At 40.3% G+C, this 14,051-nt stretch carries 15 protein-coding genes; 5 read left to right on the top strand and 10 right to left on the bottom strand.

Translation table 11 applies throughout. The features are described 5' to 3' along the window. Positions 1–87: 87 nt before the first annotated feature. Positions 88–678 (top strand): carboxymuconolactone decarboxylase family protein, encoded by a 591-nt coding sequence (locus J8L97_RS08585; protein ID WP_192509770.1) that lies wholly within the window; start codon positions 88–90, stop codon positions 676–678. A gap of 163 nt (positions 679–841) precedes the next feature. On the opposite strand, the gene ltaE is transcribed toward J8L97_RS08585, so the two are convergent. From ltaE to J8L97_RS08570, 3 genes are all read right to left on the bottom strand, one after another. Next, the gene (gene ltaE / locus J8L97_RS08580) at positions 842–1,810 is read right to left on the bottom strand and encodes a low-specificity L-threonine aldolase (protein WP_247688592.1); all 969 of its coding nucleotides are present in this window, start codon (positions 1,808–1,810) and stop codon (positions 842–844) included. Positions 1,811–1,924: 114 nt separating this feature from the next. Continuing rightward, positions 1,925–2,182, bottom strand: a complete 258-nt coding sequence (locus J8L97_RS08575; protein ID WP_211048790.1) for a hypothetical protein — start codon at positions 2,180–2,182, stop codon at positions 1,925–1,927. A gap of 201 nt (positions 2,183–2,383) precedes the next feature. Then, a complete protein-coding gene (locus J8L97_RS08570; protein WP_211048789.1) occupies positions 2,384–3,256 on the bottom strand; it encodes a hypothetical protein in 873 nt (290 codons plus the stop codon). 212 nt (positions 3,257–3,468) lie between these two features. Here J8L97_RS08570 and J8L97_RS08565 point away from each other — a divergent pair, with 212 nt between their 5' ends. Beyond that, the gene (locus tag J8L97_RS08565; RefSeq protein ID WP_211048788.1) at positions 3,469–3,882 is read left to right on the top strand and encodes a VOC family protein; all 414 of its coding nucleotides are present in this window, start codon (positions 3,469–3,471) and stop codon (positions 3,880–3,882) included. A gap of 71 nt (positions 3,883–3,953) precedes the next feature. Here the strand turns inward: J8L97_RS08565 and J8L97_RS08560 are convergent, their stop codons facing one another. The 4 genes from J8L97_RS08560 to ctlX form a co-directional block, all read right to left on the bottom strand. After that, the gene (locus tag J8L97_RS08560; protein ID WP_210995210.1) at positions 3,954–4,625 is read right to left on the bottom strand and encodes a type 1 glutamine amidotransferase domain-containing protein; all 672 of its coding nucleotides are present in this window, start codon (positions 4,623–4,625) and stop codon (positions 3,954–3,956) included. Positions 4,626–4,750: 125 nt separating this feature from the next. Further along, on the bottom strand, positions 4,751–6,073 hold the full coding sequence (locus tag J8L97_RS08555) for an amidohydrolase family protein (protein WP_211048787.1): 1,323 nt from the start codon (positions 6,071–6,073) through the stop codon (positions 4,751–4,753). Between the two features lie 189 nt (positions 6,074–6,262). Further along, positions 6,263–7,675, bottom strand: a complete 1,413-nt coding sequence (locus tag J8L97_RS08550; RefSeq protein ID WP_211048786.1) for a sodium:alanine symporter family protein — start codon at positions 7,673–7,675, stop codon at positions 6,263–6,265. Positions 7,676–7,862: 187 nt separating this feature from the next. Then, the gene (gene ctlX, locus J8L97_RS08545; RefSeq protein ID WP_211048785.1) at positions 7,863–8,780 is read right to left on the bottom strand and encodes a citrulline utilization hydrolase CtlX; all 918 of its coding nucleotides are present in this window, start codon (positions 8,778–8,780) and stop codon (positions 7,863–7,865) included. 269 nt (positions 8,781–9,049) lie between these two features. Here ctlX and J8L97_RS08540 point away from each other — a divergent pair, with 269 nt between their 5' ends. Next, a complete protein-coding gene (locus J8L97_RS08540; protein ID WP_192509761.1) occupies positions 9,050–9,481 on the top strand; it encodes an Lrp/AsnC family transcriptional regulator in 432 nt (143 codons plus the stop codon). Positions 9,482–9,543: 62 nt separating this feature from the next. Here J8L97_RS08540 and J8L97_RS08535 read toward each other — a convergent pair whose 3' ends face one another. From J8L97_RS08535 to J8L97_RS08525, 3 genes are all read right to left on the bottom strand, one after another. Further along, positions 9,544–10,023: a VOC family protein gene (locus tag J8L97_RS08535; RefSeq protein WP_210995206.1), complete on the bottom strand. Its 480-nt coding sequence runs from the start codon at positions 10,021–10,023 to the stop codon at positions 9,544–9,546. A gap of 2 nt (positions 10,024–10,025) precedes the next feature. Continuing rightward, positions 10,026–10,892, bottom strand: coding sequence for a DUF417 family protein (locus J8L97_RS08530; protein ID WP_192510165.1), 867 nt, complete (start codon positions 10,890–10,892; stop codon positions 10,026–10,028). Between the two features lie 108 nt (positions 10,893–11,000). Beyond that, positions 11,001–11,657: a GNAT family N-acetyltransferase gene (locus tag J8L97_RS08525; RefSeq protein WP_211048784.1), complete on the bottom strand. Its 657-nt coding sequence runs from the start codon at positions 11,655–11,657 to the stop codon at positions 11,001–11,003. Positions 11,658–11,943: 286 nt separating this feature from the next. On the opposite strand from J8L97_RS08525, the gene J8L97_RS08520 reads away from it, so the two are divergent. Together J8L97_RS08520 and J8L97_RS08515 are read left to right on the top strand one after the other, a co-directional pair. Further along, positions 11,944–13,281 (top strand): hypothetical protein, encoded by a 1,338-nt coding sequence (locus tag J8L97_RS08520; RefSeq protein ID WP_211048783.1) that lies wholly within the window; start codon positions 11,944–11,946, stop codon positions 13,279–13,281. A 206-nt stretch (positions 13,282–13,487) separates the two neighbouring features. Then, positions 13,488–14,051 (top strand): hypothetical protein (locus tag J8L97_RS08515; RefSeq protein ID WP_211048781.1); only part of this gene is annotated, 564 nt, incomplete at its 3' end.

The following is a 14,051-nucleotide window of genomic DNA, read 5'->3' as shown; positions in this document are numbered from 1 at the left end:
CACACTGTAACTTTGCTAGACAAAATCACCAAGACACCTTACTATTTATGTTGCATATGCAACATAAAAACAAAACAGGATCTTATTATGGCGTTAGTTACCCCCCTTTCACAAGATGAAAACCAAGAAGTGCGTGAGTTAGCTAAGTTTTTTAATGAAACGCTAGGGTTTTGCCCAAACAGTGTTTTAACCATGCAAATTCGCCCCGCTATTGCAAAAGCATTTATCACCTTGAATATGGCCGTAATGGAAAACGGCGGCAGAGTCACTGCTGAACAAAAACGACTTATTGGTTATATCACCAGTGCCAATACAGGTTGTAGATACTGTGAGGCACACACAATATTAGCCGCAAAGCGCTACGGTGGTTCAGAAGAGCGACTAAATAATATTTGGCAATTCCGAGAAAGTGAGCTGTATACAAGTGCAGAGAAAGCCGCTTTTGAATTCGCACTCGCCGCATCCAGTGTGCCTAATGCTGTTGATAATATTATTGAAGCTGAATTGAAAAAGTACTGGGATGAAGGCGAAATTGTTGAAATTTTAGGTGTTATTTCACTCTTTGGTTATTTAAACCGCTGGAATGATACCATGGCGACTACCTTAGAGACAGGCGCTATTTCAGCAGGGAAAACATATTTAACACACAATGATTGGCAGGTGAACAAACACCAATAATATTTCAATGATGTAAGTCTTCGACCTCTATGTATGCGGCAGTCGGTGTGCCGTCTAACGACGGAAAATACAACTGAGTCGCACGCTTTGGGGATTTGCTCCCAACTCGTGCGGCTATCACAACTCATATCGAATTAACACAACCCTGCGTATTATGTCTAAATCAAGTTAGATATTTTTTAAGATATGTTATCAATGTATCAATATCTTCTCGTGTAATGTCCTTATGCGTAACAAGTCGCATGCCTATGTATGCTGAAGTTATCAAAATCCCTTGGTCAGCGAGCGACTGCGTTACAAAATTCATGTCAACATGCGCTGCAACATCAACATAAACAATATTTGTTTCTACTTTATAAGCTTCAGTGCTTAAACCCGAAATACCATTAATTTCACGTGCCAAATACCCTGCATTGTCGTGATCTTCAATCAACCGCTCAACGTTATTCATCAATGCAAACTGACCCGCAGCCGCCAAGATACCAGCCTGGCGCATACCGCCCCCAAGCATCTTTCTAATTCGTCGAGCTTTAGCAATAAATGTTTTATTACCCAATAACACGGACCCTATTGGTGCACCTAGTCCTTTTGATAAACACACGGTCATTGAATCAAAATGCTGACTAATTTCTTTAATATCAACTTTTAAAGCAGTCGCTGCATTGTACACTCGCGCCCCATCTAAATGTAGGATGAGCTGGTTTTGTTGACAAAACTCTTGTGCTTGTTTCAAATAATCAAGGCTTAAAACTTTACCGCCAATGGTATTTTCCAAACTCAACACCTTTGTTCGTGCAAAATGAAAATCGTCAGCCTTAATCGCGCTGGATAGCTTATTAAAACATAGGCTGCCATCCGCTTCATTTTCAATCGGTTGCGGCTGAATAGAGCCTAATACAGCGGCACCACCGGCCTCATATTTGTAATTGTGCGCATTTTGCCCACATAAATACTCATCACCTCGCTCACAATGAGCCATCAGTGCCAAAAGGTTAGCTTGTGTACCAGAGCTAGAAAACAATGCAGCCTCAAAGCCGTGACGTTTAGCGGCGTATGCCTCTAACGCATTAACAGTAGGGTCATCTCCATAAACATCATCCCCCAGCTCTGCGTCAAACATGGCTTTTTTCATTGCTTTACATGGTCTTGTCACTGTATCTGAGCGAAAATCTATATTCACAATCATTCCCCGTATTTTTCCAAACGAGTTCTCAAAAAACTCAATCTATTAATATCTAATAATTCGTTATACTTTTCTTATGGGTTTTAACAGGCTATTGGTGCAAAAGAGCCTTTTTCGAATGCCCGCTGATATCACTCCCTTTGATATATCATCCATATCGCGTTTTATACGTGAATATCGGTCACCGAATTCAGCTCTGACAACAGCTGTTTCCAACCAGTAACCCAAAACAATATCCACTGTGCTAACTAATGCTTCGGCTAACTTTTTTGGCTTTGCTAGCGTTTGTTCACTCTGCGTAACCGGTTTATTAAGCCGCACTTAAATATCAAAAATTCACTCCGCAGTTACACACTCAGCCTTTCTAAAAGCCACAATACCCTCAACGATTGCGGCCTTCCTCAATGATGTACTGCCCGCACCCGAGTCCGTGTTTTCATTGTTCAATGTATGTTTAACATCAACGAATTACAAGTTACTAGCTTCATACCAGCCATTCTTTTCCCGCTTTCAGCTGAAATTTCACACCGTATTTATCGCTTTTTTTGTATGCTGAACTACATAATAGGGAAGTAATATGACTAAACACTGCGAGGTAATGTAAATTGCCCAATTGATATATCTAACTTGTGGAAAAAAGCCCTCTCCCTGTGCACCATAAATCCAATATTGACCGATAATTGCATCTGCTAATGCCGCGAGCAATAAGCCACACACCACACACCATAAACCAGTCGACATGTTTTTTACACCGACTGAATAAATCATCATCATTGCACTGACCGCCACAGCTGTAATAACAATCGAATGTAAAGCAGTTAGCACCGAAATATATAAACCTGTTTCGGGTAAATACATAGACATAAAAGCGCTTCCACCTACCACGATTGCAACAATAGCCAATATATACAATTTAAACTGATGGCCTATGTGATATAAATTAGAATGACTATCGATTGCACTTTCTTGAGCTTTTTTTCTACTTAATGCTTCGAAATGATTTATCGCGGAAAAAACTGCCATTATTAACAATACGTACCCAGGTGCAAAAAACCAAACAGAATCAGCAAGGTAATCGTGCTTAATGATTTCACCATGACGATAAAATTGCTCTCGAAGGTTAAAGTTAATCACATCTCCTACCATACATAAACTCAACGAGGCTAAGCTAAAGTTTGCAATTTTACGCAGTTTTTTACTATCCGACTGCAAATAAACCCAACGCCTTATCATCACACTTACAAACAGTAATAACATTAACGTCGTTATTTCAAAGCCAAATACTAAGTGTCGACCATCACCAACCACACTCCACTGACCAAACAAAGCACCGACTGTATCTATCATTGCAATACACCAAGCAACTATTAGTACTAGACCCACAAAAATCAGCATATCCCTACCTTATTTCACTTTTCACCGTCTACACACAAAATTAGTACTTTACCTTAAGTTAACTTGAGGTATTAAAGTAACCCTAAGCATTAAATCAACCCAAGGAAAAATCAATGAATAACATCGAGCGACTAAACGACAATACATCGAGCTTTATGCAAAAGCTACAACACCTCATTGTTTCAACAATGAAAAATAAGTAAGGACAACCCATGCATTTAGAACATATTAATTTAGTTGTCAGTGATTTAGCTCCTGCTTTGGCGTTTTACCAAGCCGCCTTTCCACATTGGAGAGTCAGATGTTCTGGGTCTGGTGACTGGAACGGTCAACCCAGAAACTGGCTACATTTGGGTGACGATAACAATTACATTGCACTCAGCGACCATGGCGCCACTAAAGGACGAGACTTAAGCGGATATCAAGTGGGGTTAGCTCATTTTGCCTATGTCGTAAATAACTTAGATCACTTGGTAACACGGATGAATGCTGCTGGGTTTAATGTCGACTCAGGCAGCAATACTCACCCTTACAGAAAAAATGCCTACTTTATCGACCCTGATGGTTTTGAAATAGAGTTCGTCGAATATAGCAGTGATTTACCCAATGAACGAAATAGCGACTAACTGTTCAGTCGAATGCAAAAGCAGAAACAAGAGCCAGAGTACGGCTATTCTGGCTCATAATAACAAGCAGCTTACGATAAATACTTCACGAGCACTTCACCCACTGCATGCGCACTCGCTGGGTTTTGCCCCGTTATAACCCGCTTATCTTCAACAACAAATGACTGCCACGGCTGCTTTTTACTATACTGCACCGCATTACGTGCTAGCGCATCCTCGAGTAAAAATGGAATATCATCAATTGTGCCAAAATCCACTTCTTCTTCGCGCGTAAACCCTGTCACAGACACTGACGAAAGCAATGACTCTCCATTGCTCAAAGTAATAGGTAATAAGCCAGCTGGCCCATGACAAACCGAGGCTATTATTCCGCCACTTTCATAATGTTGGGCACTTATTGCAGCAACCGTTTTATCTTCAAATAAATCACTTAATAACCCAAACCCACCTGGGTAGAAAATAGCATCGTATGCGTTGATATCAATTTCACTTGCCGTCAATGTATTGTCGACTTTGCTATTAAACTGGTTATTATTTAAAATCTGCTGGTTTACTTCGTCACCATCTGGTTCGACACCATACAGAGGCGCACTCCCGCCCTTAATTGAGGCTATGTCATATTCAATACCTGCAGCCAATAGCGCGCTCACAACATGAGTTAACTCTGGTGCGTATGTCCCATTAGCTTGTGCTGTACTGCCAAGTGTTGCGTGGTTCGTGACAAATATCATTACTTTTTTCATTGTTTGTTCTCGTTAATCATTTAAATAGCGGCTTGCTAGCAAGTGTAGACGAAAAAACAGTATCGATAATATAGGTTAAGCGCAAAGCACTTTTGCTATACAGCAACAATCGCTTTAATCAGGCACTATTCTTTATATACAATACCCGCCTTCATAACAAATGGCACTTGCTGTAATGCCCGAATATCGTGCTCGGGGGTTTTATTCAATGCAATAATATCTGCATTCATTCCCGTATTTAAGCGACCTAAATTATGCTCTTGACCCAATAACTTTGCAGCCGACACGGTTGCACTCACCAACACTTGCTTTTCAGACATACCATATGCAACCATGAGCTCCGCTTCTTTCGCATTAGTTCCGTGACGTGATACACCCGAATCTGTACCAAAGGCAATATTAATTTTGTGTTTTAAAGCTTTCTGAAAAGCTTCTTTCATCACAGGTGCTACTTGTTTTACTTTATCAACAATGGCTGCTGGCATTTTCGGATTACTTTTGGCTTCTTCGGTCACGGTCGCTCCAGCCAATAAAGTAGGCACTAAATAGGTACCATGTTGTTTAAACAACTCAATTGACGCTTTGTTGAGATAAGAGCCATGTTCAATGGAGTTAACGCCTGCCTTAATTGCGGCATTGATCCCCTCGGTGCCATGCGCATGTGCTGTTACTTTGCGGCCTAAACTATGTGCCGTTGTCACAATCGCAGCAAGTTCATCATCTGTTAATTGCTGTTTAACACCTGCTGCTGTATTACTTAAGACTCCCCCCGTCGCTGTAACTTTAATAACATCAGCACCACTTTTTACAACCGAACGCACCGCCCGACGACAATCGTCCGCACCATTACATATACCTAATCCGCCAGTCACCAGTTGGTTGATGTCATGGCGGTAGCCATGTAAATCACCATGACCACCCGTAGCTGATATAAAATCCCCAGCAGCAAAAATTCTTGGACCAATTATTCGGTGATTATCTACCGCACGTTTTAATGCGAATATCACTTTATGCGGCCCACCTAAATCCCGTACCGATGTAAAACCCGCTTCCAGTGTATTCGACAAGTTAGGAATAGCACGAAGTGCTTGATCGGTCGCATATTCAGTGACCCACTGGTGTGGGTTTGCTGCGGGGTTGCGTTCAAAAGCCAGATGTACATGCATATCTATTAGTCCAGGCATGACATATTTGTCTTTTAAGTCATATACTTTTGCATTTGGCGCATTGAGTGACTGGGGCGTACGGTAACCATCGTATACAGCAGCAACTTTACCACTGTCGATCACCAGAGTTTGCTTCGAACGTGAAGGCTCTAATGGGTCAATAAGCGCTTGCCCAGCATAAATAATGGTGTCAACGTTCGCATTAACACAACTTGACACAATTAATACACTGACGGTGAGTAAGTGCTTAATAGTCTGTTTAGTTCTTTTTGTTTTTTTCATCAATAATCAACTGAAACGCTCGAAGAGTAACTATTTGATAACATAACTTGAAGAGCAATGACATAAAATATGCGACTATTTCACAAGCGTGCTCGGTAAAAGTAAAAGCATGCTGTATATATGCTCATTAAACTTCCAAACTAAAATCTATAACCCGTCTTGTTTCAGATTCGATATCCACACTCCCTCTTACTCTTTTGACCAAACTCCTAGTTCACACTTTCCTTGCACGTTAACCTCAGCGTCACTGAATTTGGGCTCTTTTCCTTGCGCTCGCTGTTTATGATAATCCTTATTGACCGCAATCACGGTTGGGGTCAATTGAACAATGGCAAAAATATTCACTAACGTCATTAAGCCCAAAGCCATATCAGCTAAGCTCCACACTTCTTTTAACGTTGCGGTTGCGCCCCAGAGCATCATTAATAAATACAACGATGTATACAGCCCACGACCCAGTCTATTATCTAACTTAAACAGGTGTAAGTTACTTTCTGCATAAGCAAAATTAGCCACAACAGACGTAAATGCAAATAATGTAATGGCTGCGGCAACAAAATACACACCACCTGTAGCAAGGTGTGCGGTCATGGCGCTTTGTGTCAAACGGATCCCTTCCATTTCTCCACTGATGTTAATATCGGCCAATAAAATGATCACCGCTGTACAACTACACAACACAATAGTATCTAAAAAAACCCCTAACATTTGAATATAGCCTTGGGTTACAGGGTGATTCGGCACTGGACTAGCGCTACCAGATGCATGGGGAACACTGCCTGCTCCGGCTTCGTTTGAATATAACCCTCTCTGTATGCCATTTTTTATCGCAGCGCCCATTGCGCCTGCACCAGCCTCTTGTAAGCCGAACGCCGAGAGTATTATCTCTTTGAGCATCGCAGGCACGTCGCTGATATTCACCGCGGTAATAATCACAGCCATAGAAACGAATAGAATGCCCATAATTGGTACTACTCGCTCGGCAAACCTTGCGATTGCTTTCAGCCCGCCTAGAATAATAGATCCAGCCAGTATGGTGATCACTATACCTGAATATAGTTCGGGTATATCAAATGCGAAACGCAGCGCATCCGTAATTGTATTCGTCTGCATCGCACTAAAACTAAAGCCATAACCTAAAAATAAACACACAGCAAAGCTCACGGCTAACCAGCGCTTGTTCAATCCCAGTTGAATATAATAAGCAGGTCCCCCTCTAAACTCACCTTGACTATCTCTGACCTTATACACTTGCCCGAGTACGCTTTCCGCAAACCCGGTGGCCATACCCAATATCGCAATCACCCACATCCAAAAAATGGCACCACTGCCACCCAATGATATTGCAACGGCAACCCCAGCTAAATTACCAGTGCCAACCCGAGCTGAAAGCCCTGTACAAAGCGCTTGAAATGAACTTATACCTTCTTTTTCAGCCTTATTACTGCCTCGTAGCAAAGAAAACATATGACGAAACTGGCGAATTTGTATCACGTTTAGCTTGTATGAAAACCAGACACCGGCAAAGAGTAAGACATAAATCAATACTTGACCGTGTCCCCACAAAACACCATTCACTGTACCTACAAATTGTTCAAACATAATGCCCTCTTTGTTAACGCTATTTCATACGTGTTATAATAGTTATCCCAAGGTTCTGCATTTCTGAATTAAAGTTCTATCTTCACCTTATTATTGTTATATCACATGCGCTCATACTCAGGTCAAATTGAAATATACATGCAACACTTAACAATGAGAGAGCGGCTAACAAAATTTTACATCCACCCTAATTAAATTTCTTACTTGGTAAATGCACACCAGCAACCATACACCTAACAGAGCCACCTGCAGATTCTACCGTTGAGATATCAATTGGTAATAATTCCACAAACTCTTCAAGTACTTCGATTTGTTCTAAGCTCAATGCTGAAAATGCCGTTTGTGATAATGCTAATACCTTATTGTTTCGCCCTTGTAGCTCTATGGCGTTTCCACAGAACTGATTGACTTGCGTATTACTTAATTTAATCACTGTTAAGTTATTATTACGAAAATGCGCGAGTAGCCTTGGTTGCTGGTGCTTTGGTACCATGTCTAGTCCAACCATCACGAACTGATCCGCAACACACATCACCACATTAGTATGATAAACGGGTACTTTATTTACGTCATATGCATTAAAAATGACAGGCTCAACCGCTAACTCCGTACATACCTGTTCAACGAGTTCTCGGTTACTTCTTTTTGATTCAACCACATAAGCAGCACTATTATTATGATCTAGTACCATCGAACCCGTGCCTTCTAAAAACACCTCTCGGTTGACTCTGTTACTATAGTCAATCGTTTGCTTTACTTCATAGTGTTCTGAGAGGTAATCTAAAACATCTTGACGGATCTCTAAGCGGCGGTTTTCTGCATACATAGGATACACAACCACTGAACCATTACTATGGGTCGAAAACCAATTATTAGGGAACACTGAGTCTGGTGTTTTATCCGATTCGTCTTCAAACAAATGTACCATCACGCCCGCAGCCATTAACTGTTCAGCAACACGTGTAACCTCAAGATAGGCTTGTTTAGCCACATCACGACCCTTTGTACATATTTGGAAAGTATTATCCATCATGGTTTGAGGATTTGACGTAAAATGATGAGGTCTCATCATCACTACTGCATTCGGTGCATGTACTTTATTCATATTAAAACTCCTGTTCCGACCAAATCGTTAAATTTCGTATACTGATGCAGAACACCATTATTAACTCTTTGAAACTTAAGCTGCATTATCACACTTTCAGACAATGCAGTGACTCTTCGTCACGCTAGAGTGATTATCTTAGCGTGATCAATTGCTATAAGAAATGGCAATAAAATGCACAAATAATAATATTTTTATACAAATTGCTAGATATAAATACAAAAAGTGCTAATTTGATCACCTACTCACATAAAATATAGCGACGAATCATGACGCCATATATTTACGACTCTCTTGATAAACAATTGATCATTGCCTTAAGAAATAATGGCAGAGCAAGCATATCTGAGCTGGCAAGCCAGCTAAAAGTGTCGAGGGGCACTATACAAAACCGCTTAGATAGACTAATTGGCAGTGGTGCGATTTTAGGCTTTACGATTCGCATGCATGAACAACTTGAAACAGATTCAATTAAAGCCATTATGATGATAGAAGTCGTAGGCAAGTCTACGAGCCAGGTTGTTCAGCAACTTAAAGGGATCCCCGCACTTGTTAAAATACATACAACGAACGGGGCTTGGGATCTGATTGCTGAAATGAATACACCCAACCTAACAGAATTCGATAGAATACTGCGGCAAGTACGGGAGTTGGAAGGAGTATTAAATAGTGAAACAAGCATAATGCTTACCAGTATGTAGTAACCATTATGCATATTCAATAATAAAGATAACCGTGCATATGTCGCAGCGCTAATAAAGCGTTATTTGCCACTACGAACAATAAACTCAAGCCTATTTCCACTGGGTTCACGGATCATCATATGTTGGGTTGGCCCTTTACCTAAAAGCTCTGGCGCAAATTCTATTTTCATATTTTTTAATGTTTTAAAACGTTCATGTAACGCATTTAATTGGGCAACTGAGCCTACATTAAATGCTAGATGATGTAGCCCTACATTATTTTTGCGGTTAAACGGTTGCATTGATAAAGGTGCTACTACCTGCCAAAGTGTAACCATAACATGCTCATTAGATAAAAAATAAGCGGGGTAAGTTGTGTCATGTCCATTGACCTTAAAACCTAACTGGTCGACAAAAAACGCTTTAGACAGCTCAAGGTCAGATACCGTTAACCCTACATGATTAACGCCGCCAATCGCTATCGGATCACTCTTTGCAAATACTGCTCCGGTAAAAAAATTTAAACCGATCAATACTATCAATATTAAGTTTGTCTTCATTGTTACGCCTCAACTTGCTGTGGCACAAATATCGATTTATCCAAGCTGATACTGTATTGTGTGATAACAGCAAGGTTACCAATAAACCATAAATCCTTAATCACAAATTGCCCTAAACCGCTTAAAAGTGTTGCAGAACTGAACGCACCTTCTGCCGTTAATAAGAAGGTTTGCGTCATAACAAACACCGCACCAGCGCCAACCACCGCTATAAATGCAACTCGAGGGGCTTTCATCCAGATCGCAAAACCCAAAACAGTGGCAAACAACACATCATAAGCCCCTATTGCATTTGACGCACCTTGCACAGTAAATATGGCATATAACCAAGACATAAAGGGTGATGTTTCAACCAATGAAACAATGCCATTTGCTTCAAATTCAAAAAACTTCATCGCTCCTATCCAGTACAAAACTAACGCGACAGGTAAAAAATTCAACAATGCATGTTGACGAAGGCTCATTGCATCATATTTGCATAGGTACACAGCAAGCGGGAGCAACGCCGCATATTTTATTATTCCCTGGCCAGAACCAATAATGGGAAAGCCACCAAGGCTCGCTATCCAGCGTGTTTCGCTAAATAGTGTAAATAAAGGGACTAACGCAAGAATGGCAACAATGGTAAGCAATACACTGCGTAAAGCGGGCTCTCTCGCAGCAAAAATAACTAACAGTGCACTGACTAGAAACACAATTCCGGTCAAAATGCTTAATAATGGCGTATCAACCCACTCAGTCAACAAATAAAAGTTAAATGTATGTGTAATGGCATTCGCATTGCTACCCAAAAAGAATGAAAACCCCAATAGGGTAAAGCTAATTAATAATGTAATACGCACTATATTACTGGTTTGATTGTTCGTCATCATCGACCTCGGCATCTAATTAATAACCAAAAGACCGAGATTGTGATAATTACTATTCAATAGTTATTAATTTAGTCTCAAATTAATACTTAAAATGTCATTTGACGATTAACCTACCACACTCATTAGCAGTGTAGCAGCAGGAAATAAACCTTTACTACTCCCCATACTAGTCATAGATTTAATCCAAAACATCAATGGCTTGGCAGTTTCTTGTTCATCACCATGCTCTCGCCAATCCATAATACAAATATGATTTGCCAGTGGTTTATAACCAAAGTGCTGCCACATGCCGTCTAATGGCTGATATGAATGAGGTCTTTTCAAATGATTTGCTTCACGTATAACAGTCGCTAGCGCAATATAATTGTAAGAACACAATTGGCTAACAAACTGCTCTGCCAATTTAAACATTGTCGTTGCATAACCATTGCCACGATAACGTGGATACATTAAAACCTCGCTAAAATAGAATGTCGAGGCCAATGGGTACATGCTATTAACAAACGGACGTCGCACAGCCGGTTGTTCATGGGCCAAAGGTAATCCTGTTAATCCTCCAACAATTTTTCCTTGGTCTTTCATTACCACCATAAAACTTTGCTTGGTATTCGCAAATTTACGAAGGTACTCAACTTCATAACTTACACATCCGCCATATAAGTATGGATATTCAGCAAAAATGTCGATCCTGAGCCGCGCAATTTCATCAATTGCATTCGTAATCTCATCGCCTGTTAATATGTCGAATGTATGCTGTGTCATAGCCTGTTACTCTGATGATTTTTCCCTATCATAAAATGTAAATGTGGAATAACTATGGACTAAAACAGGCGAATGAAGTTTGCGCGTGACCTCTTGATAAGTCACGAGTGTTTAGTGAAATAAATAAACACATTTATGAACTTTTTCATTTTTATTCCTCATATACTGCCTTAATCAGTTTCTATTAATTCATATAAAACAAAAATTTATACTATTGAATTAAGCAAAACATTTGCGGTACAATCCGTACCGTTATTATGGAATTTAATTTTTCAAAGGATATGAGATGAAACGACTCACACTCGTGTGTGCGGTAAGTACTGCCTGTTTATTAACTGCTTGTGGCGGCTCGTCAAAGAGTAATATCAATGTTACTAACTCGTCTACTAATACAACAATACCTGTAAACGCGACCCCACCACCAACCCCTGTTTCTAAATACGGCATCAGTTTTAATACAGTAATTGAAAATGACTGTGGCGTTGCGCCTATTGCAAGTAGCTTAGTTTTTCATAACGAGCAAGGTCAAGCCATTGAAACACCAGTGATAAAACCAGACGGTCTGTTTCAATATAGTAGACCTGCTGATACCCATTATATTTCTATCATTGCAACGCAAACTGATAGCAATAATGAAAAGCAAACTGAAATCATCACCATCAATAATGTGGACGATATCGCGAGTGACTTAGCATTGGGCACAGTGACCTTTAAAGGGTATCAAAGCTGTGACTGTGACGCTGTGAATTTTGATGTTAGTGAATTAGCCGTAACCAATTCAGACTACACATTAACTGGATTTTCTGACAATATCATTTTAGCAAATAGTCCAGCGGAATTAACACTTTGTGCAAACTCACTACAAGAGAAACTCCTATTTATTAAAAATGCTAATACAGGTGATGTACGTGGCGGGGTGTTTTCACTCACTGACGGTAATCACATTGTACTAAGCGATGCTGACTTCACCTCAACAGGCGTTGTAGTCAATACGACACAACACACACAAGCCAACGAATACGTTTTAATATCAACCAACCCTGCCAATCTTGTTACGCGAGAGCAATCTAGATATGCACGATTTTCTGATACCCCACTCTATATTTTCCCTAACATTGTTGAACAAAGTTACATCACCTCTTACCTCACTCAAACCATGAACGAAGATGAAGTTTCAATCACTATTGAATTGTTTGCCACCAATACGATTGACGACACGGGTACCTCCAATGCTGCAGAGCATATCCAAATCTCAGCTCAGCTTGCCGCAGCGTTTGCTGACTCAGGGGATTCAATGGTCGATAATTATGACTTTGGTAGTGTTGATCAAAGGATAAACGAAGTTACTTTTACTATGAAATGGCAGGATCAATTTAACGGTCATGTTAGCTGGGCAATAAGAGGTGATACAAAAGGCACCATTGCCGAGTTGTTATTCGGCAATTACCTCAATGAAGACAAAGCTCAACCCATCAACCCATCATTGAGTTTTACGTTAGCAGCCTATCAGTTTAACGGCAGCTATGCCGAACTGCAAAAGCTCAGAACGAATCCCCTATCAAGTAATGAAGTAAAAGACTTACTCGCAGAGTCGGCCTTTTTAAACATTACAGCAAGCCAATGACTCATTTGCGTGGTTACCCCCCTACTGTGAAAAAGTATTTTAGGCACACTGACTTATTCAACATGAGCCATTATGTCTTCTTTCATACAAATAATAATAAAAACAGTGTACTAGATTACGTACCCTGCACTAACAAGTTTTGATTTAACACCATGGAGTACTGATTTAATCACCCAGTACGCATTGAAGTGATAGAAAGGACTATTATGACTATAAAACGATGGGAGTGGTTAGCTGCTCTATTTGCTCGACCTTACGCATTTACCCATGCGAAGACAAAAAATAAAGTTAATACCACTATACCGACTTTACTGGCTGCTCTGTGCGTGCTTTTTTTTACTCAATCAGCAAAAGCGATAGAATGCCATAATGTATATGTAGAGGGGTTTCAACTCCGATGCGCAAACTACTTAATGGTTAACGATACCCTTTTTAGTGTGATATACCATCAAGCAGACTCCTCTTCTAACACAGCTCAATTAGTCTATGTTAGTAACCCAGGTTACATCGTTGAGGAAGTCCCTCAATACGTTACCAAAGGTGAGACGTATACTCTTACTAATAACTTATCCACCCAATCTCCAAAACAAACCATTACAATTACGTGGAGGGAAGGGAGCACAAATGGCTTTGATGCACCTATTTTAAGTCATAATCCAAACACCAACGGCGAATTCCATTTAAGTAGTAAACAATTACATATAAATGATTCCCAAGGTCTCACTGTTGTCTCTGATATATATCACAATAGTATAAAGCTCGAAGATAAC

Origin of the sequence: Pseudoalteromonas sp. MMG012 (assembly GCF_018100875.1) — a bacterium.
Taxonomy (GTDB): Bacteria; Pseudomonadota; Gammaproteobacteria; order Enterobacterales; family Alteromonadaceae; genus Pseudoalteromonas; species Pseudoalteromonas aurantia.
Note: the sequence above shows the minus strand (reverse complement) of the source record. Positions and strands in the feature narration are given on the sequence as shown.

Coding starts and splice junctions, on each gene's coding strand:
- J8L97_RS08585 (WP_192509770.1), top strand. CDS start 88: ATGGCGTTAGTTACCCCCCTTTCACAAGATGAAAACCAAGAAGTGCGT.
- ltaE (WP_247688592.1), bottom strand. CDS start 1,810: ATGAAAAAAGCCATGTTTGACGCAGAGCTGGGGGATGATGTTTATGGA.
- J8L97_RS08570 (WP_211048789.1), bottom strand. CDS start 3,256: ATGCTGATTTTTGTGGGTCTAGTACTAATAGTTGCTTGGTGTATTGCA.
- J8L97_RS08565 (WP_211048788.1), top strand. CDS start 3,469: ATGCATTTAGAACATATTAATTTAGTTGTCAGTGATTTAGCTCCTGCT.
- J8L97_RS08560 (WP_210995210.1), bottom strand. CDS start 4,625: ATGAAAAAAGTAATGATATTTGTCACGAACCACGCAACACTTGGCAGT.
- J8L97_RS08555 (WP_211048787.1), bottom strand. CDS start 6,073: ATGAAAAAAACAAAAAGAACTAAACAGACTATTAAGCACTTACTCACC.
- J8L97_RS08550 (WP_211048786.1), bottom strand. CDS start 7,675: ATGTTTGAACAATTTGTAGGTACAGTGAATGGTGTTTTGTGGGGACAC.
- ctlX (WP_211048785.1), bottom strand. CDS start 8,780: ATGAATAAAGTACATGCACCGAATGCAGTAGTGATGATGAGACCTCAT.
- J8L97_RS08540 (WP_192509761.1), top strand. CDS start 9,050: ATGACGCCATATATTTACGACTCTCTTGATAAACAATTGATCATTGCC.
- J8L97_RS08535 (WP_210995206.1), bottom strand. CDS start 10,023: ATGAAGACAAACTTAATATTGATAGTATTGATCGGTTTAAATTTTTTT.
- J8L97_RS08530 (WP_192510165.1), bottom strand. CDS start 10,892: ATGACGAACAATCAAACCAGTAATATAGTGCGTATTACATTATTAATT.
- J8L97_RS08525 (WP_211048784.1), bottom strand. CDS start 11,657: ATGACACAGCATACATTCGACATATTAACAGGCGATGAGATTACGAAT.
- J8L97_RS08520 (WP_211048783.1), top strand. CDS start 11,944: ATGAAACGACTCACACTCGTGTGTGCGGTAAGTACTGCCTGTTTATTA.